Origin of the sequence: Lacinutrix venerupis, assembly GCF_001971745.1 — a bacterium.
In the GTDB taxonomy this organism is placed as follows: Bacteria; Bacteroidota; Bacteroidia; order Flavobacteriales; family Flavobacteriaceae; genus Lacinutrix; species Lacinutrix venerupis.
Genome location: NZ_CP019352.1, coordinates 2,415,258 through 2,441,553 on the forward strand (window position 1 = coordinate 2,415,258; position 26,296 = coordinate 2,441,553).

Here is a 26,296-nt window from a genome sequence, read left to right on the forward strand (position 1 = left end):
TAGTAAAACCATTGAAGATAAAAATCTCCAATGGTTTTAATTACTAATTAATCGTTGTGTACGTGATGTACCGAAAACATACCATTTATATTATTTGCTATAATTGGTGTTTCTACTTCATCAACATGTACTTGATCGTATCCATCTGCAAAATTCGCAGTTGTAGCGCCATCAAATACTTTTGCTATATCTGCTTTTATGTGTACTTCTGGCGAAGTGTCTTGTCTAACTATAACAGTGTTTGGAAATGTTAGTGTAACTTCTCTATAATTATCTAATGAGGAACCAACGCTTCCCATATGCACATTTAAAGGCTCGTTTGTAACCGAAGTAGTAGAAAAAGTACCATCTAATCTAATAAATTTATAACCTGAAGCCCAACTCCACATCATACCTTCGTCTGATGCTTCATCTAAAAAATCTCCTTGCCCTTCTGCGCCTAAAGCAAAACGTTCTTGATCTATACCAACACCAAAAGTTACTTCTGTATAGTTAGCAGCTGTAACATTATCTAACGTTAAATATATTTCTCCAGCATTATTGCCATTAGCTTCGCTAATAATAAAGGCATTATCCTCAACAGGATACATAAATGTATTACCATTAGAGTCTTTTACTCTTACGTTACTAATAATGTATTTTAAATTAGTTAATTGAAAAGATTCGTTATTAGATTTATTATAAGTTGTACCAAAAATAAAATCTTGGTCTCCTACTCCATTATCGAATTTTAATGTTAATGGTCCTGTTTGCCCAATTAAGGCTTCTGCGCTATCATCGTCTGATGAGCACGCAAATATTGTTGCGCATAACAATAGCGCAAATGTAAATTTTAAAGTTTTCATTTGTTTAAATTTTATGTATTGTAATAATTTTTAAGTCTTTATAATTAAAGACTAGTGGAAATAAAATTTAAACAATAGGAGGTTTAAAATGTGAATAATCGAACATGTAAGTATACAGTTGATTCGATTTTAAAGGTGTTTTAGTTTTTGTAGTAAAAACTATTTTTGAAATTTTGTTATAATTATATTCTGAGTAGAATACAGGAAAAAAAGCTTCTGCTAAATTATATACTGCAATGTCACTTTTTGTATCTGTTGTTGCTGTTGCTAACTGCTTTGTTAAATGACATTTACCATTACATTGCAACTCAGGTTCATCTTTATTAATACAATAGGTTTCAATTATATAATCTATATTTAATTGAAAATAAGCCACATAACCAACATGGTAAACAGGTCTAGCTGCAAAAGACACTAAAAGTACTATAAGAGTTAATTGTTTCAGGCTATTATTATTTTTCGCAAAGATAAAGTTGTAATATTAATTTTACTAAATATTTAACGTAAAAAAAGCGACTTTACAGTCGCTTTTTTTTATGCTTTTAAATAAATTAGACATTGATTTAAATCTGGGTTTTTATGTATTAAAGATTCTATATAAATCTTTATTTCTTCAACTTCGTAAGGTAATAAACGTTGAAGTGCTTTTTGAACCTCCTTACAAAACAAGTTGGCATCAAAACTAACTTTATTAAGTATTGTTTTGGTGTACTCGAACATTGCTCTTGCCATAGTATTATTGTGTTTAATTAAGTAATAAAAGTAAATTTGTTGAATAGGCAAACGGTTTATAAATTCGATTAAATGTAGTAAAAAAAACAATTCGAAATCGTTTTAGATACTATTTTAACAGTTAAAAAATTCCCAATTAACATATTTAAAATTTGTTATCACCATCTAACAAATCTCCTAATCCTCCTAAAATACTACCTTCTCCTTTACTTTTTCCTCCTCTTGAAACACTAGATAAAACACGACCGGCTAATCTACTAAATGGCAATGACTGTATGTACACTGTACCTGGACCTTGAAGCTTTGCAAAAAACAATCCTTCTCCTCCAAATACAGTATTTTTAATACCACCAACAAACTCTATATCGTAATTAACATCTTGTGTAAAGCCAATAATACAACCCGTATCTACACGTAATGTCTCTCCTGCTTTTAATTCTTTTTTTGCTGTAGTTCCTCCTGCATGTACAAACGCCATACCGTCACCTTCTAACTTTTGCATTATAAAACCTTCTCCTCCAAAAAGTCCTCTGCCTAATTTTTTACTAAATTCTACTCCTATACTAACTCCTTTGGCTGCGCATAAAAAAGCATCTTTTTGGCAAATAAATTTTCCTTTAAACTCTGTTAAATCTATAGAAATAATTTTTCCAGGATATGGAGATGCAAAAGAAACGTTACGTTTACCGTCTAAGGCATTGTAAAAAGCTGTCATAAACAAACTTTCTCCAGTTAAAATACGCTTTCCAGCTCCTAAAATTTTACCAAAGAAACCTTCATCTTTTTTAGAGCCATCTCCAAAAATGGTTTCCATTTTTATGCCATCGTCCATCATCATAAAACTACCAGATTCTGCAATAACTCCTTCTTGTGGATCAAGCTCTATTTCTACATATTGCATTTCTTCTCCGTAAATTCTATAGTCTATTTCGTGTGCTGTCATAATTTTAAGTTTTTGGTTACACCTTTATATGTTGGCTTATTAAATAAAATGTTACAGTTATTTTTTATTTTTAACTTTTACACTCCATTCAAAATTAAATGTAGATACTATTACTCCATCTTGATTTGTACCTATAGATTGCATCCAAAAAGTTTGACCTTCTCCTGTAGCAATGGTTTTTTTTAATGCCTCGTCTATTAAATGTCCATCTTTACAAGTAAATGTAATTTTACCAGTTGCCTTTTTAGTAAAAGTAGCATTGTTATTAGATACTAACATAGAAATATTTTTACCCGAACTTCTAATTTTTGCCAAAACCAATGCACCAGTTGTAAGCTCTGCCGCCATACCTTGCACTGCCCAAAACATAGATTTAAATGGGTTTTGATTAATCCAACGGTGCTTAACTTTTACAGTACACGTGTTATTATCTATAGTTTTAACTCTAACTCCGGTAAAAAATACTGATGGTAATTTAAAAAAGTTGAAAGTGTTTATTTTACTTGGTGTAAGCTTCATATTTATTTTTTGGTTTTCTCAAAATTATTGAAAAAATTCAACACTACAACATGTTAAAATTTTGTTAATTTTTAGTACTATGCGTAACATAATACCTTTTTTTAGACATATATTTGCATAAGAAACTATTATATACTTTTTAAAATGAAAGAAAATAACCATACAAATATTGCCACGTTTATACATCTATCTACCTTTTCAAGGTTTATAATTCCTTTTGGAAACTTTTTAGGACCTTTAGTATTATGGATAATAAATAAAGAAAAGTCTGAATTTATAGACGAGCATGGTAAACAGGCAATTAACTTTCAAATAAGTATTTTAATATACTCGTTAATAATAGGTTTAATTACTATTCCATTTTTTGCTTTTAGTTTATTAAGCGGTTTAGATTTTATGGATTTTAATCTTTTTAACGGCATTCATTTTAACATAAGTAAACCTACTCCATTATTTTACATAGGTGGTTCTTTAGGCTTTTTAGCAGTAATAGCTTTCATTCTAGAAATTGTTTTTATAATAAAAGCTAGTATTAAAGCAAGAGATGGAGATAGTTACGAGTATCCATTTTCTATTAAATTTTTAAAATAATTCATCAATAATAAATCAATCAAAAAATGAACAGTTTAACAACATTAAATTTCATGAGAATATGAAGATAGAAAACACAAAAGCACAAATGCGTAAAGGTGTTTTAGAGTACTGCATTTTATCTGTTTTAAAAGATAAAGATGCTTATGTCGCAGAAATTTTAGGCACACTAAAAGACGCTAAATTGCTTGTAGTAGAAGGTACTATTTACCCACTACTTACTAGACTTAAAAATGCTGGACTTCTTAATTACCGTTGGGAAGAAAGCACTTCTGGACCACCAAGAAAGTATTACGGATTAACAGAAACAGGACAACTGTTTTTAAAAGAATTAAGCACAACTTGGGACGAATTACAAACCGCAGTTAACATCGTTACACCATCAAAAAACAACACTAATGAATAAGACAGTCAACATAAATTTAGCAGGTATATTTTTTCACATAGATGAAGATGCATACTTAAAATTACAGCGCTATCTTGAGGCTATAAAACGTTCATTTACAGATTCTCAAGGACGTTCTGAAATAATAGCAGATATAGAAGCTCGTATTGCAGAACTATTTACAGAACGCATTATAAACAACAAACAAGTTATTGGAAACAAACAAGTAGACGAAGTTATAGCCATAATGGGACAACCCGAAGACTACCTTGTTGATGACGAAATATTTGAAGACGAGCCACAACAAAAAAGCTATACAAAAGGACGTTCTAAAAAACTGTATAGAGATACAGAAAACTCTTATGTTGGAGGTGTTTCTTCTGGTTTAGGGCACTATCTTGGTATAGATGCTTTATGGGTAAGACTAATATGGATTGTTCTTATTTTTGGTTTTGGAACAGGTATACTTATTTACATATTACTTTGGATATTAGTTCCAGAGGCCAAAACAACTTCGGAAAAAATATTAATGACAGGAGAAAACGTTACCATTTCTAACATCGAAAAAAAAATTCGTGATGGTTTTGAAAGTGTTTCAGAAAGTGTAGGCCCAACACTTCAAAACGCAGGAGACAATCTTAAAAAAGGCTTTGAAAACGCAAGTGATAACTTAAAAAAAATAGATGTTAATAAATCTACAAGTAAAATAAAATCTAGCTCGCAAACCTTTTTCGATACCATTGCAGATATCTTTATGTTTATATTAAAAATATTCGCAAAATTTATTGGTCTTATTTTAATGTTTGTAGGTGCTGTAGGAGCCATTGCTGCAACCGTAGCCCTTTTTATTAGTGCTTTTGGAAATAGAAACTCTGTTAATATGAGTCCAGACTTTTTAGAATTAGCAAATAGTTCTGGCATTCCATTTTTTCTAGTTGCATTATTAGGGTTTTTCTCTTTTGTAATTCCTTTTTTACTCTTATTCTATTTAGGACTAAAAATTTTAATAACCAATCTTAAATCTATTGGCAATGTTGCTAAGTTCACACTGTTGGGTGTTTGGTTATTATCTATTATAGGTTTAGCAGTTGTTGGTGTTAGACAAGGCTTATCTTATAAAGAAAAAGCACCTTCGATTACTACAGAGCGATTTGAAAACATTACCAAAAAAGATACTCTTTACTTATCTATGAGAGATAATGAAGTTTATGCCGATGGTTACTACAAAAACTTTCATGATTATGAAACTGCTTTTAACGACAACGGAAATAAAATAACATACTCTAGAGGCGTACAATTTAGAGTGCGCTCTACAAGAGATAGTGTTGCTAAAATTAAAGTAATTAAAACTTCTAGAAACGAATCGTTTGAATCTGCTAAAAAACTAGCAAACAACATTATTTATCAATACGAACTAGTTGGTAACGAATTACTTTTAGACAATCATTTTATAATACCAAATGACGATATTAAAAGAAATCAAGAAGTTGAAATTACAATATATTTACCTATTGGAACCACTTTATTTGCCGATGAAAACACACATAGATTTCATATAAGAAATGGTTTATTATCTAAAACAAAGGAAGGTCATTTTCTTGAAGTTGCTAATGGTAAGCTAATTTGTAACGATTGTGACAACGAAGACAACGAAGATGACGACGATTTTGAAATTGATGTTAATATTAACAACGAAGGCGCTAAATTAAAAATAAATTCTGATGGCATTAAAGCTGAAGCAAAAGCAAATTCTATAGAACTTAATGAGGATGGCGTAAAAAGTAAAACCAATAACGTTGAAGTTAATATAAACGAAGATGGTATTAAAATAACATCAGATCCGGATAATAAATAATCAATCAAAAAAACCAAACAGTTATGATTTACATTGCAGAATTAGTAATTATTTTAATTTTAAATGTTTTAGTATAACAAAAACATCAACCAAAAAAATACAACCAACCGCAGCCATCCCATTCTTTTTAAAAGTTTGGGATGGTTTTTGTTATATATTTGTCGAACAATTAATTTTAAAGTTTCCGCTGCATTCTTTTATTTAACGCAGTAGAAATACTGTAACAACACATGAAAACAAAACTACACACTCTTATTCTTATTTGCTTAATTAGTTTTTCTGCTTTTTCTCAAAGCACAGAAAAAATAAAAGGTAGCAGAAATGTTACTACTCAAACTACAGAAATAGACGCTTTTAACCGTTTGGTTATAGATAACGATTTTGAGATTAACATAAAGCAAGGCGATGTACCATCAATACAAGTACGAACAGACGATAATTTACACGAAGTAATACAATTTGCTGTAAACGAAGGAAGCTTAAGTTTTAAAACTAATAAGAGAATTACATCTAGCAAAGCAATGGAAATAACTGTAATATTTAAAGATGAATTAAATATTATAGAACTAAAAGAAAACGCTCAATTATCGACAATTAGCCCTATAAATGTTACGGACTTAATTTTAAGAACCAAAGAATCTGCAAAAGTATTTTTAACCATTGAAGCTGAAAATTTTCAATACGTTGCAGCAGGAAAAACAAAAGCAGCATTAAATATCACTTCTAAATCTACCATTTTAGATTTAAGTGACAATACAGGAATTGAAGCTCTTATAAACTCTGATGCTATTACAGTAGACATGTTACAACGTGCTAATGCAAGATTAGAAGGTGATGCTACAGATTTAAATGTAAACATCGATAATTCTTCAGTTTTAAAAGCTGAAAAACTTACCGTTAAAAATTGCACTTTACATACAGAAGGCAGAGCAGACGCACATATTGAAGCCTCTAAAAATTTAATTATTGAAGCCTCTGGTACTACAGAAACATATATTTATGGTAGTCCAAAAATAGAATTAAAGACTTTTGAAGATGAAGCTATTTTAAGGAAAAAATAGACAATAAATATATTTATAATAAAAAAGCCGAAGCTGTTGCTTCGGCTTTTTTATTTTTATTACATAGTAATATTATCTAGTTATATGTAGAAGTACTAACCTCAAAACTTGCATCCTTAGCAGCTAAATAACGCTCAGCATCTAAAGCAGCCATACAACCTGTTCCAGCTGCTGTAATAGCTTGCCTATATACATGATCTGCAGCATCTCCACTTACAAAAACACCATCTACATTTGTTTTAGATGTTCCTGGTTTTGCATTAATAATATAACCTGTCTCGTCTAAGTCTAAGAAATCTTTAAAAATATCTGTATTTGGTTTGTGCCCAATAGCTACAAAAAATCCTGTTGCAGGAATTTCATGTTTTTCATTAGTTTGGTTATTAACAACTCTAACGCCAGTTACAACTTGTCCGTCTCCTAAAACCTCATCTGTTTCAGTATTAAAAAGTATCTCGATATTTTCTGTATTTTGAACTCTCGCAGCCATAATTTTAGATGCTCTAAATTCGTCTCTTCTAACAAGCATTGTAACTTTTTTACACAATTTAGATAAGTAGTGTGCTTCTTCACAAGCACTATCTCCTGCTCCAACAATTACAACTTCTTGATTTTTGTAAAAGAATCCATCGCAAACTGCACATGCCGATACTCCACCACCAAGCTTTAAATATTTTTGCTCAGAATCTAAACCTAAATATTTAGCACTAGCTCCAGTAGAAATAATAACGGTATCGCAGTGAATTTCTTTTTCCTCATTTACCCATACTTTATGGACATCTCCAGAAAAATCAACTTTTGTAATCCAGCCGTCACGTACATCTGTTTCAAAACGTTGTGCTTGCGCTTGAAGTTCCATCATCATTGCAGGTCCAGTAATTCCTTCTGGATAACCAGGGAAATTTTCAACTTCGTTAGTAGTTGTTAACTGTCCTCCAGGCTGTGTTCCTTGATATAAAACTGGTTTCATATTTGCTCTGGCAGCATAAATAGCAGCAGTATATCCTGCTGGTCCAGATCCTATAATTAGGCATTTTACTTTTTCTATTGTATCAGACATAATCGTATTTTTATATTACAAAAATAGCTTTTTTTAATAGAAAGCATAATGTTAAGTTATCAACAGAATTTATGCGCTAATAAATGAGAATAATACTCTTAAAATTATACTAAAACAGTCAAAAAAAGATGTTAATTAGACACATAATGTTAATCTATAAACTTAAATTTAAAGAAAATTCTAAATAATTTAACTGAAATTATGAATACTATGGTAACCAACGAAAAAGAAACTGTATTATATTATAACTCTGAAACTTCTTTAGGCAAACAGAGTTTACCTTACACTGAATCTTCTCAACAAAGCATAAAAACAATTGATGTTTCAAAAACGAAAATAACAGGAACAGAATGGGCTAATATTACTAGCAAACTTAATATTACTATTAGCGAGTTAGTAGACCAAGATCATCCAGATTACAAAAAAAATTATGGTGATGCCGTAAACCTATCTGAAGATGATTGGATTAAAATACTTACCGCAAATCCAGAAACTTTAAGCTACTCTATATTAGTAGTTAATAAGGATTTTCACTTAATAAAATCACCTTCTCAAATAGCTAAACTACTAGAAAAAGAAGACAGCAATTTTGATGCGAGAAATAAGGATTAGTAAAAAATAATCCTTTTTAAATAGCATTTACTTTAATTTAACCAACAAAACAATGCCAATTTCTCAAACATTAAAACACGATGTTATAAAAAACATTGTGTTAAAGCTCTCTAAAACAATAAATACAGATTACGAAGAGGATAATAACGAATTATGTTTCGATTTTCCTAAAAACATTGGCGATGGCTATTTTAAAGCTATTGAATTTGATTTTGGCGTAGGCATTATTATTGCCGATTTTTTAATTAATGAAAATCTATCTATCACTTTTGAAAAAGACAAAATAAATCCTTTAAAGTTTTTTTTTAACCTAGACACTGAAGTTAAATTTAAAGATTCTGAAAATGACTTAAAATTAAACAGGCTTGAAAGCTTACTTGTAAGTCCAGCTACTAACGAGGCTCAAACTTTTAATTTTAATAAAAACAAACCTAATACCTTTTTTTATATTCAAATAAACCGTAAACTTTTTGAAGAAAAAATTGAAAAATTTATTGGTGATATGGATGAAGATTTAGAAACTTTATTTCGAGATTTAAACGGTATTAATAAATTTCATTTTAAAAGTTATTATTCTTTAGAGATTGCAGAACTAATAGAAGATTTTAAATCCTGTGATCTTACAGATTTTATGCAATCTGTTTATTTAGAAGGTAAAACTTACGAAATAATCACTCAATACCTAAACCAATTTACAAAGAAAAATAATAATCCTGGTAAACATAAACTGTTAAGAAAAGCTACTGTATCTAAAATAGAAGAAGCGGTACAAATTATAAAAAATGAAATAGATGTAAGAATTAGCGTAAATGCCTTAGCGAAACGTGTTGGCTTAAACCAAAACACATTACAAGCAGGTTTTAAACTGCTATTTTCAACCTCTGTAAACGAATATATTAGAGACCATAAAATAGAATATGCCAAAAATTTATTAGAAAATTCTGAGTTAAACATTACTGAAATTACATATAAAATAGGCATAAACTCCAGAAGTTATTTTTCGAAATTATTTAAAACAAAATATGGGCTTAGTCCAAAACAATATTTAACTCAATTTAGAAAAAATGAAAATAAATCTGCATAATGGTTAATTTAAAACCGAAATAACAAAAAAAAATGCGCTATCCATTTATAAAATGTGCTCAATAGTGTTATTCATCGTTTCAAATTTGTTAATCAATAAAGTACAAATTAAGTTTTTTTGTAACCAAACCAATATCCCTTTTTAATTTTAAAATTGATTAAACAAAATGAGTAACATTACAACTATAGATACTTTACCTAAAAACATTTTTAAACTTAAAGAAAAATTAGGCGGTCTTCTTACAGAAACAAAAGGAGTTTATACATTAAAACTAGACGAGCTTTGTGGTAAAGGAGAAATAAAACAATACATTTTAAATAATGGCATTGTAGTATATAAGTTTAACATAGCATTAAATAACGATTTAGTTTTCGAGTTTGAAACCCAAGCAAAAGACAGCTTATTTTTTGCATATTGCACACAAGGCACAAGCTTTTTTAAATCTAATGACAACGAAAAATATAATAAAACTGAAGAATTAAGACCTACAATATTACTTAACAACTTAAACACTCAGCAAAATATTATCATTAAAAAAGATTTTAATTTTACATTTGATTTAATTGAAATTAACAATACCGAGTACTTTAATAGCTTTACACAAAATAATGTAAATGCTAACTTAGAGATTGAAAATTTAGTTAATTATTTAAAAACACATAAATCTCACACAAAATTAAACGCTTATAATTTAAAAGTTTCCGATAAGTTAAGGAAAACTAATACAGATAGCACCACTACTCCATTAACTGGACTTCTTAAAACAAAAAGCACATACTTATACATTCTAGCACTTTATTTAGAGCAATTTTATAACGAAGTTTACAATAATAAAATCACCTCTACTTTATCTAAATCCGAACTTCAAAAGGTGAGACTTTTAACAGACTTTATTGTTACTAATCCAGAGTTACAACATACTATTAACAGTTTATGTCAAAAAATTAGCATGTCTCCTGCAAAATTACAAGAAGGCTTTAAAGCTATGCATGACACAACTGTTGCAGACTTTGTTAGAAACATACGTGTTGAAAAAGCCGAAAAACTTTTATTAGAAACAGATTTAAATATTTCGGAAATTGTTTACTCTATAGGTCTTACTAGTAGAAGTTACTTTTGTAAAATATTTAAACATAAATATAATTGCAGCCCTAAACGATACAGAAAAATCTCGCTAAATAAATATTAGACATTTTTATTCTAAAATAAGAAAAGGGATATCAAAAATTTGATATCCCTTTTTAGTTAAAAAATTATTTTAACCAACCAAAAAAATAATTAATCAACTATGTCTTCTAGTCCTTTTATTGTGTTTAATCCAGCTTCTATTTTAGATCGTTGATCCTGTAAAATAGATTTTGTAGATGCTGGTAGGCTTGTTTCATTTATTACTTCGTTGTAATCGCTTACAGCAGTTTTTTCTCCTCTAATAGATTCCTCCAACATACTTTCTTCGTTTTCACTAGAAAACAACGCTTTAGTATCCATCCAAGCTCTATGTAAGCTACCTTTTATACTTCCTCCTTTATCCACTTCTTGTCCAAAGCTTTTAATCTCGCTTTTTAGTTCGTGTCCAAAATCGTATCGTTGTTGCGCTTTAGAATTAAAATAGTTTTTTAAACCTGTATGATTGATATTCTCTGCTGCTTTTTTATAGCCTTTTTCAGCATCATAGGTTCTTTCTAATAATTCATTTAATTTCTTTCCTACTTCTTCTGTGTAAGTTCCCATAATTTTATATTTTTTGTTGTTAATAATTTGTTTTTGAAAGTTTTATCTATCTTACTTTCAATATAAAATTATGAATTATTTGAAGCACATCTTTGCTTAAAGAGAATTATAATTGTCCTAAAAAATTACTAATATATTTAACATAAAAACTTCTTAAAATTATATAAATAAAACTCACATTTTAATCTAAAAAATCTGGTTTAAATTGTTCTATTAAAAAAAGTAAAGCTTGTTCTGTAAATGTAAAATATTCTTTTAGCTTTTGTTCTTTGTCTATTATTTTAAAAGCGTCCTCTATTTTACCAGAATTGTAACTCTCTACAATTACAGGATGTATATAATACTTTTTACAAACATTTCTCGTGTTGCCTAAGCCTTTTGCAGCAGCATCATAAGCTTGTAAAATATTTTTAGCTTTTTGCTCTTCGTTATTACTCAATCCTAAATCGTATAATGTATCTAAAAATATAACAGAAGCTGCCCAAGTTCTAAAATCTTTGGCTGTAAAATGTTGATTGCATAGAGAAAAAATATAGTCGTTTACCATAGCACTATCTATAGTATGTTTATCTCCGTTACTGTCGTAATACTTAAAAAGCTCCCAACCTGGCAACTCTTGACATTTATTAATTAAATATCTCAATTTTTTATTACGTAAACTTATAGAATGTTGCTTTCCTTTTTTTCCTATAAAATTAAATTTAATTTTATCTTTTTGTACTTCTACATGTCTTGTTCTTAAGGTAGACAAACCATATGTTTTATTCCGTTTTGCGTATTGCTCATTACCTATTCTTATGTGAGTTTCTTCCATAAGTTTTATAACGAGAGCTAATGTTTTATTTTTTGGCCATCCTTTTTGATCTAAATGAATATCTATTTGCTCACGAATAAGAGGAAGTAACTCTCCAAAAAATTGCATCCTATAAAATTTTGTTTGATTTCTAATTTTATTCCAAACTGGATGATACCTATATTGTTTTCTATATTTAGCATCTCTTCCTGTTGCCTGCAAATGCGCGTTCTTAATATAAGATATGTTTACATTTTCCCACGCTGGTGGAATTACCAAACTACTTATTCTTTCTATTTCATTTTTATCTTTTAATGGCTTACCATTAAATTCGTAAACAAAAGTTTTTTGCTTACGTTTTCGTTTTATCTTTAAAGCATCATCATTGGTATAAACCAAATTTAATTGCTCTATTGCAATTTCTGGCGCACTCCAAAGTTGTTTTAAGAATTTTTCGTTTTCACCTTTTGGATTTGCCATGACATTTTACCTTTGAGATTTAATATAATCTTGATATTCTTTAGATAGAGAGGCTTTTTCTTTTTCTGTTAAAACTTTTCCTGCCATTTGAAAAATGGTACGCTCCTCGTCTTCTAAATGATGCTCTACATCATGCTTTAATTTTTTTGCAATTTTTAACCATCCTGGAGAATCGTAATCCATTTCTTCTAATTGCTCTAACAATTCGTCTATTTCGTGATGCTCTGCAATAGCATGCCTAGCTTGTTCTTGTGTTAAATCGTCATCTATTAAAGGAATGTAAAAATAACGCTCTTCTCCATCTTCATGGATGACTAATTCTTTTTTTACTTTTTTAAAAATATCATCTCTTTCCTTTGTATCTCCAGAGGTTTCAACTAATTTTTTCAACAACTCGCGTTGGATGTCGTGGTCTTTTCTTAATGCTTCAAAAATGTTCATATTGTTGGTTTTTAATTTCAATTAAATCTAAAAAAATCAAATAAATTTTATGACTCTAATAGCTTAAAAAAGTAATGTTATAAACTAAAAAAACCAGCAGTAGCCGGTTTTTTGTAGTTATTTTAATAATGTGTTATTTTCTAAATAGTTTTTTAAGTAACATCATCGATCCTATCTTGCCTGCAACTTTTAAACCGGTTTGCATCCATTCTGCAGGTTGCAAACTTTCCTTTAAATCTCCTTTAACAGATTTTAGTTCTTCTTTTGCTATTTCTCTTTCAAGATCGAGCCTTCTAAGTTCTACTTCAATGTCATTAAAATTAAGAAATGTTTTTTTCATTATTTAAAAAATGTTTTAGATAATTTTAAAATTACTTTAGAATCTATAGAGCCTCTAAAAACATATAACAGACTAGAAATTATAGCGTAGGTTAAACCTACTATAACAAAACCTAGAGTGTAACTATTTAATAAAGCTCCTAAGTAAAATGCTAAAGCAATTGATAAAAAAGTTAGCCCAATTAGAAAAACGCCTCCAATAGCAACAACTTTAAATATCATACTTACAGACATAGAAAGCTGTTGAAATATTTTAAGCTTGTAATAATCGTGAGACTTTTTTAAATATTCTTCAGATTGGTCTAGTGCTTTATTTGATGCTTCATTTATAGAATCGAATACAGACATATATTATGATGTTTTCTGTAATTTCTTATTCTTAGCTTTTAAAGTTTCAAGTTTTTGCTCTAACGATGTTATAATATCTTCGGCTTTATAACTAGCATTTTGCACCACACTCTCTAATTGAGAATCCAATGTTTCTTTTCCAGAAACCATGCTGCTTGCAAGTTGTTCTTTTAAATCTGTAGCACTACTAACAACTCTATCTTTAGCACTAGTAGCCTCTTCTGTTAATTTTCTTCTAGTATTTACTCCTTTATCTGGTGCAAATAAAATTCCTAAAGTTGCTCCTATTGCAGAGCCTAATAATATTCCTAATGCTGCATTTCCGTTATTCATGATTGTTTTTCTTTTTATGGTTAATAATATTTTTTACTTTCCTAATTAATAGGCTATTAAGTATAATGTAAAGTTACAAAAGAACACACACAATTTTCTTAAAATAAACATAAATGAATTGCTAAATCTTTGTTAATATAACATTAAAACAATGTTTTTTAAGAAAAATTATAGAAATTTATCAAAGAAACAACCGAAAAATGAAGAATACAATAACAACAATTAATCCATATAATGGTGCCGAATTAAATAAATTTCAACGCTTTTCCGTTGATAAGATAGATTCTATATTAAATAATGCACAAAGCACTTATAATGAGTGGAAAACTACCACAATAAAATCTCGAACAAAGCTATTAGTAAAACTTGGAGATGTTTTAAATAACAATCTAGAAGAGTATAGTAGATTAATGACTGAAGAAATGGGTAAACCAATTAAAGAAAGTCGTGCAGAAATTGAAAAGTGTATTCTTTTATGCGATTTTTATAGTAAAAATTCAGAATCATTTTTGGCTGATGAGATTATAGAAACCGAAGCTCAAGAAAGCTTTATAAGCTACGATCCTTTAGGTGTTATTCTTGGTGTTATGCCATGGAATTATCCTTTTTGGCAAGTATTTAGGTTTGCAGTACCAACGCTAACCGCTGGAAACACTGCTTTACTAAAGCACGCATCTAATGTTACTGGATGTGCTTTAGCCATCCAAAATTGTTTTGAACAAGCAGGATACCCAATAGGTTGTTTTCAAACCTTATTAACAGACCATGACAATATTGAAGAATTAATTAAAAATAAAATTATTAAAGCCGTTTCTGTAACTGGAAGTGAAAAAGCTGGTATCAGCATTTCTACAACCGCTAGTAAGGTTTTAAAAAAATCGGTTTTAGAACTTGGCGGAAACAATGCTTGTATTATTCTTGATGACGCAGATTTAGAAAAACACATGGACACAATTGTAAAAGCCAGATTTCAAAACTCTGGACAAAGTTGTATTGCTGCTAAAAGATTTATTGTAACAAAAGGTATTTATAACGAATTTATAAAACAGTTTAAAGAAAAAGTAGAAGCGTTAAATTACACAGACCCAATAAAAGAAGATGCAGAAATTTCTGTTTTAGCTAGAGAAGATTTAGCTAAAGACTTACAAGAACAAGTGGATGCCTCTGTAAAAAAAGGTGCTAAAGTTTTATTAGGAAACAAAAGAGATAACGCCTATTTTTCACCAACCATACTTATAGAAGTAACTAGCGATATGAAGGTTTTTACCGAGGAAACCTTTGGACCAGTTGCACCTATAATTAAGGCTGACAGTATGGATCATGCCATAGAATTAGCTTCTAACAGTAGGTTTGGTTTAGGCACTATGCTTTTTACAAAAAACACAGAGGCTGCAAAACTAAAAATAGGAGAAATAGCAGATGGCGCATTTTTTATAAACGATATGGTAAAATCTGACCCAAGATTACCTTTTGGAGGCACAAAAGCTTCTGGTTATGGTAGAGAGTTGTCTCAAGAAGGTATACACGAATTTGTTAACAAAAAAACAGTATATATTAATAAATAAAAAAGAAAAATTATGAGTTTAATTAAAGACGAAAACGAAGATAGAGGAGATTATATTTTACAAAAAGACAAAACAACAAAAGGCGTATCTACATTTGTTATTATAGCATTAGTGCTTTTAGTTATTGCTGTTGTTGTATCTGGACTATATTTTAAATGGTTTTAATAATTAAATATTATTATTCAACTAAAAAATCGAAGTACTGATTTCTGTATGGCTCACCTCTTAAGGTAAAATGCCACCACTCTTGGGCATAATTTCTAAAACCATTGGCAAGCATAACTTTTTGTAATGTTTGCCTGTTTTTAGATTGTTCATTGGTTAAATCTTTATTTTCAACCCAAGATTCTTTACCAAAAAAATCATAGGGAGATCCCATATCTAGAGGTTTACCGGTTTCCAAATCAACAATTGTAACATCTAATGTACTACCACTACTATGTCTAGATTTAGATGCTATATAACCTTTTTTAAATAAATTACGTTTATCTTCTCTTGGATAAAACTGTTGCTTCATCAAGGTATCGTTAATTACTTTTGCCCAACGCACAAAATGATTTACTGCTCGTTGTGGCCTATAAGCATCGTATATTTTAATAGATAAGTTTTGTTTAGCCAATTCTTGCTGCACTTTTTTTAAAGCTAATGCAGTTTGCTTAGTCATTATAGCTACATTGGCATTATAACCATCGATAATAGAGCCAACAAAATTATAATCGCCGCAATATTGTAAATCAACATTTACGGTTGGAATCTCATTTTTAGCATACACAAAACCTTTTGGTAATTGTGCAAAAGCAACAAAAGAAAATAGCGTTAGCAAAAAGCTTAATACAAATCTCATAACAAATAATTTTTATGCTAATTTAGAGAAATAATCATTTATATAAACTAATAGCTTACTCCAACCTATAAATTAGAATACGCTTTATGTTCTCTCACAAAGAAATACATCTTAATTTACCAAACTCAGATATTAGCTATTATCCAATTTTTTTTTCTAAAAGCGAAGCACTAGATTTTTATAATACTATTTTAAACGAAACCAATTGGAGACAAGATAATATTACAATTTTTGGCAAAACATATGCACAACCTAGATTAACAGCTCTTTTTGCCAATAATAAAAAAACGTATAGTTACTCTAACATTACTATGCACCCAGAACCATTTACCAAAACATTATTAACAATAAAAAGTAAAATTGAAACTCTAACAGATGTAAATTTCACAACATGTTTAGCTAATTTATATAGAGATGGTAAAGACAGTAATGGTTGGCATGCAGACAACGAAAAAGAATTAGGAAAGAATCCTGTAATAGCATCTATAACTTTAGGAGCTGCCAGACACTTTAGCCTAAAATATAAAAATGATAAAAATTTAAAACATAAACTATTATTAGAAAATGGCAGTTTATTATTAATGAAAGGTGAAACACAACATTTTTGGCTGCATCAAATTGCTAAGACCAAAAAGGAAGTAAAACCAAGAATTAATTTAACATTTAGAGTTATTTACTAAAGTTTTGCGCACAAAAAAACCAAAGTCCCTCAACTTTGGTTTTATGTATTTGCTTTATATTTTTGGTTAGATTTAGGGTTACTATATCAACAAAAAGCGATGCAAATATTAATTAATTAATCCATTGACTAAAAAGTATGTTTCTTAGTACACTCCAAATGTAGGGTAGTTTTTAATTTTTAGACGTTTAAACACATTGATTTTCGACGAAATGCACAAAATTTTAACATAAATAGACAAAAGAGCTATTTAAATCGACAAAACACACATTTGCTTAAGTAAATTTATCGTGCTTTTTTATATAAAATTAAACAGTAAATTTGTTTTAAAATATTGCAAATGGCATTCTATTTGTAAAATAAAAAGTATAAACATATAATATTATGAAAACAAGGTTTCTAATTGCATTATTATTTTTTGGAAGTTTAGGTTTTACTTCGGCCCAAGAAAAAAACTATACAGCGCAAGAGATTGCTGTAAACAAAATAATTGATGGAACTTTACTCCTTCCCAACGGTATAAAAAAACCAGATTTAGTTATCATAATTGCAGGTTCAGGACCTACAGATAGAGATGGTAATCAAAACTTTTTAAAATCAAATTCTTTAAAAAAATTAGCACAAGGCTTATCAGAAAAAAACATTGCTACTTTTCGCTACGATAAGCGCATAGTAAAACAAATAAGAAAAGGCAATGTAGATAAAAATATAATGTTTGATGATTTTGTAGTTGATGCAAAATCTGTTCTTAATTATTTTAAAAACACTAAAAACTATAACAAAATTTATATTGCCGGACATAGCCAAGGTAGTTTAATTGGCTTATTAACCGCTAAAGATGGTGCAGACGGTTTTATTTCTCTTGCCGGAGCAGGCCAATCTATTGGTAGCGTACTTATTGAGCAAGTTGAAAAAACAGCTCCAATGTTTTTAGAAGACACTAAACGTATTGTTAAAGTTTTAGAAGAAGGTAAAACCACTAAAAACTTTCCTCCAGCTTTAGCAAGTATTTTTAGTTTAGAAATACAACCATTTATGTCTAACTGGATGTCTTACAATCCGCAAACTGAAATAAAAAAACTAGACATGCCTATATTAATTATAAACGGCACTAAAGATTTACAAGTTTCTGAAGCTGAAGCTAAACTTTTACATGATGCTGCACCTAAAGCTCAATTAAAAATTATTGATAAAATGAATCATATTTTAGTACCTATTGAAGGTGATGATTTAGAGAATTCAAAATCTTACAACGAAGCAAATAGAGCATTAGCTCCAGAGTTAATTGAAACCATAGTTTCGTTTATAAAATAAACATTTAAAAATTAAAAAAAGGCTTACAAAATTGTAAGCCTTTTTTTACACCATAAAACAAAATGAGTTTTTAGAAATAGAAAAAGCGCCTATTAAAGGCGCTTTTTCATACTAACCAACCAAAAATATGATAATTACTACTCTTAAATTAAAGTAACCACACTCTAAAATTGTCGTTGCAGTAATTACATCTACTAGTTCAAATAACGTGCCATTTATAATTAAAGTATTTATATAATTTTATTTTATGAAAACTTTCACATTAAGCGCTTTGTATTAAGTCACAAATAAAAAAATCATTTAAAAACAAAACATTATATAATAGAAAAAGCGCCTACTAGAGACGCTTTTTCATACTAACCAACCAAAAATATGGTAATTACCACTCTAATTTAAAAGTAACCACACTCTAAAATCGTCGTTGCAGTAATTACTATTTATATTTCAATTAGTGTGCCAAAGTGTTTTTGTAGTATTCATATTAAAGTATTTTAAGAAATGTTTCACATTACTAACGTTTAAAAACAACGTAATACCAACCTTTTGAGTTTACAAATTAAATAGAGTAACTTCGTTTAAAGTTTAATAACAAAACACATTATTTATTATTACAATTCACTTCCAAATATTAATGAAAAAGACATTATATATATTAACAGCAATTTTATTCCTTAATTGTAAAACAACCCAAAATAAACCATCCAATAAAGAACCAAACATACTATTTATAATAGCAGATGATATGGGAAAAGATGCATTAGCAGGATATGCCGAAGGCATTATTAAACCACATACACCCAATATAGATGCTATTAGAAAAGCAGGTTTAAGTTTTAATAACTTCTGGACATACCCTACATGTTCTCCCACAAGAGCATCTATGATTACAGGTAAATATGGATACCGAACAGATGTAAGATGGGCTAACCAAAAATTAAATGAAAGTGAAATTTTATTGCAAAAATATATTAACGAAAACACTAACAATACATACGCAACAGCTGTAGTTGGTAAATGGCATATTTCTGGTTATGATACTACTATTAATCCCGAAACATTTGGTATCGACTATTACGCAGGCATATTTATAGGTTCTGTAAAGGATTATTATAATTGGCCTTTATCGGAAAAAGGAAAACAAACGACCTCTACAGAATATACTACCAAAAAATTTACAGATTTAGCATTCAACTGGATTAACAAACAAGAAAAACCTTGGTTTATGTGGTTAGCATATAATGCGCCACATACGCCTTTTCATGTGCCTCCTGCAGAAATGCATAGTCAAGGCTACTTACCACCTTACACTAAAGACACAGACCCAACACCTTACTTTATGGCTTCTATTGAGGCTATGGACTATCAAATAGGAAAACTTCTAAGTTCCATATCAAAAGAAGAAAGAGAAAATACTATTATTATTTTTATGGGTGATAACGGTACAGAACCCGTAGTTACTCAAGATCCATATGCTTCGAATCAAGTAAAAAGAAGTCTATATCAAGGTGGCATAAATATGCCTTTATTTATATCTGGAAAGGGAGTTAAAAGAAAAGGTATCGATGATAATTTAATTACTACAACAGATATGTTTGCTACAATAGCAGAAATAGCAGGTGTAGAAACTAATGAAATAAATGATAGCAAAAGCTTTAAGCCGCTTTTATCTGAAGAAAAATCAATTAGAAAGTATCAATATTCTGAAATGAAGAATGAAAAAAATGATGCTTGGACCATTAGCAATGGCACTTATAAATTATTAGTATTTGCTAATGGAAAAGAGGAAATGTACAACTTAATTAATGATCCTTACGAGAAAAACAACATTTTAAATTCGACTTTAAATACTATTGAAAAAAAATCTAAAGAAGAATTAGAAATCGAATTATTAAGAATAAGAAATTAAAAAAACACTAACTACACTCTACTTGATTTTATAAAATAAATAGGCTAACTTCGTTTAACGTTTGATATAAAACGTTGATTTTTATCAACGAAATATTATAAACATCAAAACCAGATATTAATTTTTAAATTTAAAACCATGAAACAATTTTACATTTTAACTACAATTTTTATTTTAAGTTTTAGTCAAATATATGGTCAAACTGAATGGACAGGACCTACTATTACAGTGACAAAAACAGATTATGCTGATTGGACGCTACCAGCAAATCAAGACGCAATTACGGCTAATGTTATTTTAACTAGAGCTGATAATCGAGGTATTTTTAACATCGCACAAGAAACTGAATTTGACAATAATAATTATACTAGTCCACTAGATACAGAATGGGCAATTGGCACTATTGCTGATGGTGTTAGCACATTAACATTTAATACATGGGACAATACTCATTCAGCTGATCCTCAAAGTATAATTGATGTTGATGTTGTACTTCACTTAATAACTGATGACATTTATATCGACACTAAAATAACTGCTTGGACATCGGGTGGTGCTGGTGGCGGATTCACTTACGAGCGTTCTACTGACCCATCTTTGAGTACGAACAAATTCGAGCTGGACAATTCTTTTAAAATATATCCAAACCCATCTAATGACTATATTTATATTTCAGGATTAACTGGAAATGAAAAATATACAATTTACAATGTTTTAGGAGCCAAAATTAAAAAAGGAGTTATTTCTAATAATGAAAAAATTGACATTAGAGATTTTACAAATGGATTATATTTCTTGAAATTTGAAAATGGAAATACTATTAAATTTTTAATAGAATAAAATAGCCAATAACATTTTCTAAAAATGCATAACTAACGGTTGAGACCGTTAAACGAACTTTTTTCCAAAACATAAAAAAAAGCACAGTTCTAAAACTGTGCTTTTAATTTATATATTATTTTAACATATCGGCGTATGCAGAAATTTATTTAAATCTCACGTTTAGTATCCCAAGCTTCTAAATAATCTTTTACTGCTTTAACAAATTGTCCACCAAGTGCTCCATTTACAACACGATGGTCGTAAGAGTGCGATAAGAACATTCTGTAGCGAATACCTATAAAATCGCCATCTGGTGTTTCTATTACTGCTGGCACTTTACGTATTGCTCCTAAAGCTAAAATTCCTACTTGTGGCTGGTTAATTATTGGAGTTCCCATAATACTACCAAAAGTACCTACGTTTGTTACAGTATAAGTTCCTCCTTGTATATCGTCTGGCTTTAATTTATTTTCTCTTGCGCGTTTTGCTAAATCGTTTACCTGCTTTGTCATGCCAACTAAATTAAGTTGATCTGCATTTTTAATAACTGGCACAATTAAATTGCCATCTGGTAAAGCTGCTGCCATACCCAGATTAATATTTTTCTTTTTAACAACTGTGTCGCCTTGAAGAGAAATATTCATCATTGGGAAATCGCGTAATGCTTTTGCAATTGCCTCCATAAAAATTGGCGTAAACGTAAGGTTTTCTCCTTCACGTTTCATAAAACCATCTTTTACCTTTTTTCTCCAATTCCAGATATTTGTAACATCTGCTTCAATAAAACTTTGTACATGTGCACTTGTTTGCACACTTTCTACCATATGGTGTGCAATTAATTTGCCCATTCTACTAAGCTCTATAATTTCATCACCTTCAGCAGAAACCACAGGAGCTGCAGATTTTTTCTTTTCCACTTTAGTTTCTGGTGTTGCTTTTTGTATTGGAGCGTTTTGCGCTACGTTTTGAACCGATTGCTTACCTCTATTTGCAATATATGCTTGCATATCTGCTTTAGTAACACGGCCATCTTTTCCTGTTCCTGTAATAGTATCTAATTCTGCTTGAGCAATACCTTCGGCTTTAGCCATATTTTTTACTAAAGGAGAATAAAATCTATCTCCATTAGAAGTAATTGGAGCTGTACTTTCTTGTGCAGCTACAACTGTTTGAGAAACTTCTGCTGCAGCAGCTGGCGCTTCTTCAACTAAAGTTTCTTCAACCTTTGGAGCTTCGGCAGTAGCACTACCTTCTCCTTCTGTTTCAATAATAGCAATGGTTTGTCCTACTTGTACAACATCGTCTACATTAAATAGCACCTCAACTAAAACGCCATCTACTTCACTTGGTACTTCGCTATCTACTTTATCTGTTGCAATTTCTAAAATTGCTTCATCTTGTTCTATAGTATCTCCAACTTCTTTTAACCATGAAGTAATTGTTGCTTCTGCAACACTTTCTCCCATTTTCGGTAATTTTAGTTCAAACTTTGCCATATTAATAATAAATGTGTCTTTTTATAATTTTAGAATGCAAAATTACTAAAAAATAGTCGATTTATCTGACTATTCAATATAATAATATTTTTACATTTTTAATATTTTGGTACTTAAAAGCGTATTACCTCACCTCTACTTTTGGAGGAATGACTTCCGAGTATAAAATTAGCGTTTTTTGGAAGTATTTTAAACGATAAATTTTTATTTTTTTCTGAAGTTTCCATTTCATCTATAATTGTTTGATAACTAATATAATTAGCATCAAAAATTACTTGTGTATTGTTTTTAATTTTAGAAATATCTAAAACAACATCAACAGGTTTTGATAAAATTTTTATTACTGCCTCTTGGTTATTATTTGAAACTAGAGCATAGTTTTTAAAATTTAAAATTTTTGTAGAATTAGTTTTACCAAACCATTGCGCAAATTGTATTCCTAAAAAAACTAAGGCATCAAAACACCAATTATTTTTAAAATGTTTTTTATAAAATATTTGCATTGCACCATAAAACCGTTTTGCATAAGTTTTATCTTTTAAAGTACTTTCTCCCTTATAATGTATTACACTTGTTTTCCCGTAGTAATAACTTTTATAGCCTGCTTTTTTAATTTTATAACTTAAATCTATGTCCTCGCCGTACATAAAATAGTCTTCGTCAAAACCTTTTACCTCGTTATAAACAGTTTTTTTTAATAGCATAAAAGCACCTACAAAAACATCTGTTTCGCCAATTTCGTTTTCATTTAAATGATTTGCGTAATAATGCGCATCGTTACCTAATGCTTTTTGTATTGCTATTTTTGTAATTGGAACATTACGCTTACTTTCTGGTAAAAATATACCGTTACCATCTATTAATTTGCAACCTACAATACCAACATTATCTTGCATTTTAGCAAAACTTAATAACGTTTTAAAAGTATTTTCACCAACAACCGTATCTGGGTTTAAAATACATACAAATTCTCCTTTTGCTAATTTTACACCAATATTATTACCTTTAGAAAAGCCTAAATTCTCTTTATTTTCAATAAGTTTTACGTTAGGAAAATTTGCTTTTACCATTTTGCAACTATCGTCGTGAGAGTTATTATCGACTACAATAATTTCTGCTTCAAAATCTTTAATAGCTGCTTCTACACTTTGTAAACACAACTCTAAAAAGTAGCGTACATTATAATTTAGTATGATTACTGAAAGTTGCAAATGCAATTATTGTTTTAGTGAGGCTTCAAAAGGAATACGATTTAAAATACTGCGTCCTAGTGTAATTTCATCGGCATATTCTAACTCATCTCCAACCGAAATTCCTCTTGCTATGGTTGATGTTTGCACTTCTAAACCATTTAATTGTTTAAAGATATAGAAGTTTGTAGTATCGCCTTCCATAGTTGGACTTAAAGCAAAAATAAGCTCCTTAACGCTACCACTTTTAACTTTATTTACCAAACTTACAATATTTAAATCGTGAGGTCCAATGCCTTCTATTGGATTAATTTTTCCTCCTAAAACATGGTACAAGCCTTTATGAGATGCTGTATTTTCTATTGCCATTACATCACGTACATCTTCTACTACACAAATAATATCTTTTTTTCGTAATGGATTAGAACATATTTCACAAATTTCTACATCACTAATATTATGGCACGATTTACAAAATTTTAAATCTTCTCGCATTTGTGATAATGCTTGAGATAAATTTGCTGTTTGCTCTTTAGGTTGTTTTAGTAAATGTAATGCTAAACGCAATGCTGTACGCTTACCAATTCCTGGTAATTGCGATATTTCGTTAACGGCATTTTCTAAAAGTTTTGATGAGAATTCCATAGACTGCGAATTTAAAAATTAGTCAAGACTTTCACTAATTTTCGTGCATCTAAATACTATAAGCTTAGGTAATTCTACTCATTATATTTCACAATTTTTAAACTACTAACTTACATCTGTAAACTTATTTTGTATTTTGGCAGCAAGAATATAATTTTCATGACAGCTACTCAAATTTTACTCCTAATTGCAGCCTACTTTGGTGTACTTATTTTAATCTCATATTTTACAGGAAAGGAAGATACAAATGCAGCATTTTTTAAAGCTAACAAATCTGCTCCATGGTATTTAGTTGCTTTTGGAATGATTGGCGCTTCTTTATCTGGTGTAACTTTCATTTCTGTTCCAGGATTAATTGCCGGTCAAGAGTTTGCATATATGCAAGGTGTGTTTGGCTTTTTTGTAGGCTACTTAGTAGTTGCTTTTGTACTTATTCCTTTATACTATCGCTTAAACGTTACTTCAATTTATCAATATTTAGAAGATCGTTTTGGTGTTGTAAGTTATAAAACTGGTGCCTTTTTCTTTTTATTATCTAGAGTAACCGGTGCTTCTTTTAGACTTTATCTAGTAGCATTAGCAATGCAGTATATTGTTTTTGAAAGTTTAGGTGTTCCGTTTTGGATAACAGTAGTTATTTCTATTTTATTAATCTGGCTTTATACTAACAAAGGCGGTATTAAAACAATTATTTGGACAGACACTTTACAAACTATTGCTATGCTAACTTGCGTTATTGTAGCTATTATTTTAATACTAAATAAATTAGATTGGACTTTAGCCGAAACATTTACTAAGGAAACCTTTAAAAATAAAAGTCAAATTTTCTATTTCGATGATTTTAATAGTAAGATTAATTTCTGGAAATATTTTATTGGTGGTATTTTTATAACTATTGCTATGACAGGTTTAGACCAAGATATGATGCAAAAAAACTTAACCTGTAAAACTGCCAACGAGTCTAAAAAGAACATGCTTTCTATGTCTGTTTTATTAGTTGTTGTAAATCTTATTTTTTTAACACTTGGTGCTTTATTATTTATTTACGCAGATCAATTTAGTGTAGCAATACCAGAGTTAAATGGCGTAACTAGAACAGATTTACTTTTTCCAGAAATAGCTATGAATCAAGGTCTTGGAAAAGGTTTAGCTATAACATTTATTATTGGTTTAATTGCTGCTGCTTATAGTAGTGCAGATAGTGCCTTAACATCTTTAACCACATCTTTTTCTGTAGATTTTTTAGACATTGAAAAAAAACCAATTGAAGCGCAAAAACCTTTACGCAAAAAAGTGCACGTAGCTGTATCTATTTTACTTATTGTTGTTGTTGTAATTTTTAATTATTTAGAAGGAAGCGTGGTAAGCAACCTCTTTAAATTTGCAACGTTTACCTACGGTCCCTTACTTGGTCTTTTTGCTTTTGGAATTTTAACTAAAAGAAATATTAAAGACAAATATGTGTGGATTATTGGTTTGGTATCAATAACAATAACCTATTTAATAACACTAGCGCCTGCCGCTTTTTCTAACAGTTTTATAGGTAACTATGCATTTCATTGGGAAATTTTACCATTAAATGGGTTAGTTACTTTTCTTGGTTTGTTGTTAATTTCTAAAAGAAAGTAATTTTATACTTAAAACTTGTTAATTTATTTTCTCAAATAATTAAATTCAAAATTA

General features: G+C 29.5%; 30 protein-coding genes. 14 read left to right on the forward strand and 16 right to left on the reverse strand.

The window, feature by feature from the left end:
- Window positions 1-47: 47 nt before the first annotated feature.
- The 5 genes from BWR22_RS11005 to BWR22_RS11025 all read right to left on the reverse strand — a co-directional run bounded on the left by BWR22_RS11005 (window position 48) and on the right by BWR22_RS11025 (window position 3,039).
- Window positions 48-845 carry an MbnP family protein gene (locus BWR22_RS11005; RefSeq protein ID WP_076733721.1) on the reverse strand — a complete coding sequence of 266 codons (798 nt, stop codon included), beginning with the start codon at window positions 843-845 and terminating at the stop codon, window positions 48-50.
- Between the two features lie 67 nt (window positions 846-912).
- A complete protein-coding gene (locus BWR22_RS11010; RefSeq protein WP_076733722.1) occupies window positions 913-1,260 on the reverse strand; it encodes a hypothetical protein in 348 nt (115 codons plus the stop codon).
- A 119-nt stretch (window positions 1,261-1,379) separates the two neighbouring features.
- Window positions 1,380-1,577, reverse strand: a complete 198-nt coding sequence (locus BWR22_RS11015) for a hypothetical protein (RefSeq protein ID WP_076733723.1) — start codon at window positions 1,575-1,577, stop codon at window positions 1,380-1,382.
- Between the two features lie 145 nt (window positions 1,578-1,722).
- Window positions 1,723-2,520, reverse strand: coding sequence for a TIGR00266 family protein (locus BWR22_RS11020; RefSeq protein WP_076733724.1), 798 nt, complete (start codon window positions 2,518-2,520; stop codon window positions 1,723-1,725).
- A gap of 57 nt (window positions 2,521-2,577) precedes the next feature.
- The gene (locus tag BWR22_RS11025) at window positions 2,578-3,039 is read right to left on the reverse strand and encodes a DUF4442 domain-containing protein (RefSeq protein WP_076733725.1); all 462 of its coding nucleotides are present in this window, start codon (window positions 3,037-3,039) and stop codon (window positions 2,578-2,580) included.
- A 144-nt stretch (window positions 3,040-3,183) separates the two neighbouring features.
- Between BWR22_RS11025 and BWR22_RS11030 the strand changes: the two genes are divergently transcribed.
- The 4 genes from BWR22_RS11030 to BWR22_RS11045 all read left to right on the forward strand — a co-directional run bounded on the left by BWR22_RS11030 (window position 3,184) and on the right by BWR22_RS11045 (window position 6,931).
- The gene (locus tag BWR22_RS11030; protein WP_076733726.1) at window positions 3,184-3,630 is read left to right on the forward strand and encodes a DUF4870 domain-containing protein; all 447 of its coding nucleotides are present in this window, start codon (window positions 3,184-3,186) and stop codon (window positions 3,628-3,630) included.
- Window positions 3,631-3,691: 61 nt separating this feature from the next.
- A complete protein-coding gene (locus tag BWR22_RS11035; protein WP_076733727.1) occupies window positions 3,692-4,036 on the forward strand; it encodes a PadR family transcriptional regulator in 345 nt (114 codons plus the stop codon).
- Window positions 4,029-5,870, forward strand: coding sequence for a PspC domain-containing protein (locus BWR22_RS11040; protein WP_076733728.1), 1,842 nt, complete (start codon window positions 4,029-4,031; stop codon window positions 5,868-5,870). The genes BWR22_RS11035 and BWR22_RS11040 overlap by 8 nt, the downstream gene beginning before the upstream one ends.
- A gap of 230 nt (window positions 5,871-6,100) precedes the next feature.
- Window positions 6,101-6,931 (forward strand): GIN domain-containing protein, encoded by an 831-nt coding sequence (locus tag BWR22_RS11045; protein ID WP_083678293.1) that lies wholly within the window; start codon window positions 6,101-6,103, stop codon window positions 6,929-6,931.
- Window positions 6,932-7,007: 76 nt separating this feature from the next.
- Here BWR22_RS11045 and trxB read toward each other — a convergent pair whose 3' ends face one another.
- Entirely contained in the window at window positions 7,008-7,991 is a 984-nt protein-coding gene (gene trxB / locus BWR22_RS11050; RefSeq protein ID WP_076733729.1) for a thioredoxin-disulfide reductase, read from the reverse strand.
- A 201-nt stretch (window positions 7,992-8,192) separates the two neighbouring features.
- Here trxB and BWR22_RS11055 point away from each other — a divergent pair, with 201 nt between their 5' ends.
- The 3 genes from BWR22_RS11055 (at window position 8,193) to BWR22_RS11065 (ending at window position 10,876) form a co-directional block, all read left to right on the forward strand.
- A complete protein-coding gene (locus BWR22_RS11055) occupies window positions 8,193-8,603 on the forward strand; it encodes an arsenate reductase family protein (protein ID WP_076733730.1) in 411 nt (136 codons plus the stop codon).
- 52 nt (window positions 8,604-8,655) lie between these two features.
- Entirely contained in the window at window positions 8,656-9,687 is a 1,032-nt protein-coding gene (locus BWR22_RS11060; RefSeq protein ID WP_076733731.1) for a helix-turn-helix domain-containing protein, read from the forward strand.
- A 166-nt stretch (window positions 9,688-9,853) separates the two neighbouring features.
- Window positions 9,854-10,876 carry a helix-turn-helix domain-containing protein gene (locus BWR22_RS11065; protein ID WP_076733732.1) on the forward strand — a complete coding sequence of 341 codons (1,023 nt, stop codon included), beginning with the start codon at window positions 9,854-9,856 and terminating at the stop codon, window positions 10,874-10,876.
- Window positions 10,877-10,965: 89 nt separating this feature from the next.
- On the opposite strand, the gene BWR22_RS11070 is transcribed toward BWR22_RS11065, so the two are convergent.
- The 6 genes from BWR22_RS11070 to BWR22_RS11095 form a co-directional block, all read right to left on the reverse strand.
- Complete coding sequence (locus BWR22_RS11070; RefSeq protein WP_076733733.1) at window positions 10,966-11,418, reverse strand: ferritin-like domain-containing protein; 453 nt, start codon at window positions 11,416-11,418, stop codon at window positions 10,966-10,968.
- 181 nt (window positions 11,419-11,599) lie between these two features.
- Window positions 11,600-12,691, reverse strand: a complete 1,092-nt coding sequence (locus BWR22_RS11075; protein WP_076733734.1) for a DNA topoisomerase IB — start codon at window positions 12,689-12,691, stop codon at window positions 11,600-11,602.
- 6 nt (window positions 12,692-12,697) lie between these two features.
- Window positions 12,698-13,132, reverse strand: a complete 435-nt coding sequence (locus BWR22_RS11080) for a hemerythrin domain-containing protein (protein WP_076733735.1) — start codon at window positions 13,130-13,132, stop codon at window positions 12,698-12,700.
- A 133-nt stretch (window positions 13,133-13,265) separates the two neighbouring features.
- Window positions 13,266-13,472, reverse strand: coding sequence for a hypothetical protein (locus BWR22_RS11085; protein WP_076733736.1), 207 nt, complete (start codon window positions 13,470-13,472; stop codon window positions 13,266-13,268).
- On the reverse strand, window positions 13,472-13,819 hold the full coding sequence (locus BWR22_RS11090) for a hypothetical protein (RefSeq protein ID WP_076733737.1): 348 nt from the start codon (window positions 13,817-13,819) through the stop codon (window positions 13,472-13,474). Before BWR22_RS11090 ends, BWR22_RS11085 begins: the two co-directional genes overlap by 1 nt.
- Window positions 13,820-13,822: 3 nt before the next feature.
- Window positions 13,823-14,152, reverse strand: a complete 330-nt coding sequence (locus BWR22_RS11095; protein ID WP_317042518.1) for a YtxH domain-containing protein — start codon at window positions 14,150-14,152, stop codon at window positions 13,823-13,825.
- Between the two features lie 200 nt (window positions 14,153-14,352).
- Between BWR22_RS11095 and BWR22_RS11100 the strand changes: the two genes are divergently transcribed.
- Window positions 14,353-15,717: an NAD-dependent succinate-semialdehyde dehydrogenase gene (locus BWR22_RS11100; RefSeq protein ID WP_076733739.1), complete on the forward strand. Its 1,365-nt coding sequence runs from the start codon at window positions 14,353-14,355 to the stop codon at window positions 15,715-15,717.
- A 12-nt stretch (window positions 15,718-15,729) separates the two neighbouring features.
- Window positions 15,730-15,882, forward strand: a complete 153-nt coding sequence (locus tag BWR22_RS14435; RefSeq protein WP_198033377.1) for a hypothetical protein — start codon at window positions 15,730-15,732, stop codon at window positions 15,880-15,882.
- 13 nt (window positions 15,883-15,895) lie between these two features.
- On the opposite strand, the gene BWR22_RS11105 is transcribed toward BWR22_RS14435, so the two are convergent.
- On the reverse strand, window positions 15,896-16,561 hold the full coding sequence (locus tag BWR22_RS11105) for a M15 family metallopeptidase (RefSeq protein ID WP_076733740.1): 666 nt from the start codon (window positions 16,559-16,561) through the stop codon (window positions 15,896-15,898).
- An 86-nt stretch (window positions 16,562-16,647) separates the two neighbouring features.
- Here BWR22_RS11105 and BWR22_RS11110 point away from each other — a divergent pair, with 86 nt between their 5' ends.
- The 4 genes from BWR22_RS11110 (at window position 16,648) to BWR22_RS11125 (ending at window position 21,300) form a co-directional block, all read left to right on the forward strand.
- Window positions 16,648-17,241 carry an alpha-ketoglutarate-dependent dioxygenase AlkB family protein gene (locus BWR22_RS11110; RefSeq protein WP_076733741.1) on the forward strand — a complete coding sequence of 198 codons (594 nt, stop codon included), beginning with the start codon at window positions 16,648-16,650 and terminating at the stop codon, window positions 17,239-17,241.
- 383 nt (window positions 17,242-17,624) lie between these two features.
- A complete protein-coding gene (locus BWR22_RS11115) occupies window positions 17,625-18,554 on the forward strand; it encodes an alpha/beta hydrolase (RefSeq protein ID WP_076733742.1) in 930 nt (309 codons plus the stop codon).
- Between the two features lie 631 nt (window positions 18,555-19,185).
- Window positions 19,186-20,460 (forward strand): sulfatase-like hydrolase/transferase, encoded by a 1,275-nt coding sequence (locus tag BWR22_RS11120; RefSeq protein WP_076733743.1) that lies wholly within the window; start codon window positions 19,186-19,188, stop codon window positions 20,458-20,460.
- Window positions 20,461-20,598: 138 nt separating this feature from the next.
- Window positions 20,599-21,300 (forward strand): T9SS type A sorting domain-containing protein, encoded by a 702-nt coding sequence (locus BWR22_RS11125; RefSeq protein ID WP_076733744.1) that lies wholly within the window; start codon window positions 20,599-20,601, stop codon window positions 21,298-21,300.
- A gap of 149 nt (window positions 21,301-21,449) precedes the next feature.
- Here BWR22_RS11125 and BWR22_RS11130 read toward each other — a convergent pair whose 3' ends face one another.
- From BWR22_RS11130 to recR, 3 genes are all read right to left on the reverse strand, one after another.
- Entirely contained in the window at window positions 21,450-22,778 is a 1,329-nt protein-coding gene (locus BWR22_RS11130; RefSeq protein WP_076733745.1) for a dihydrolipoamide acetyltransferase family protein, read from the reverse strand.
- A gap of 113 nt (window positions 22,779-22,891) precedes the next feature.
- The gene (locus BWR22_RS11135) at window positions 22,892-23,989 is read right to left on the reverse strand and encodes a glycosyltransferase family 2 protein (protein ID WP_076734421.1); all 1,098 of its coding nucleotides are present in this window, start codon (window positions 23,987-23,989) and stop codon (window positions 22,892-22,894) included.
- Window positions 23,990-23,995: 6 nt separating this feature from the next.
- Complete coding sequence (gene recR / locus BWR22_RS11140) at window positions 23,996-24,613, reverse strand: recombination mediator RecR (protein WP_076733746.1); 618 nt, start codon at window positions 24,611-24,613, stop codon at window positions 23,996-23,998.
- Window positions 24,614-24,772: 159 nt separating this feature from the next.
- Between recR and BWR22_RS11145 the strand changes: the two genes are divergently transcribed.
- Window positions 24,773-26,242, forward strand: a complete 1,470-nt coding sequence (locus BWR22_RS11145) for a sodium:solute symporter (protein WP_076733747.1) — start codon at window positions 24,773-24,775, stop codon at window positions 26,240-26,242.
- Window positions 26,243-26,296: the final 54 nt, after the last annotated feature.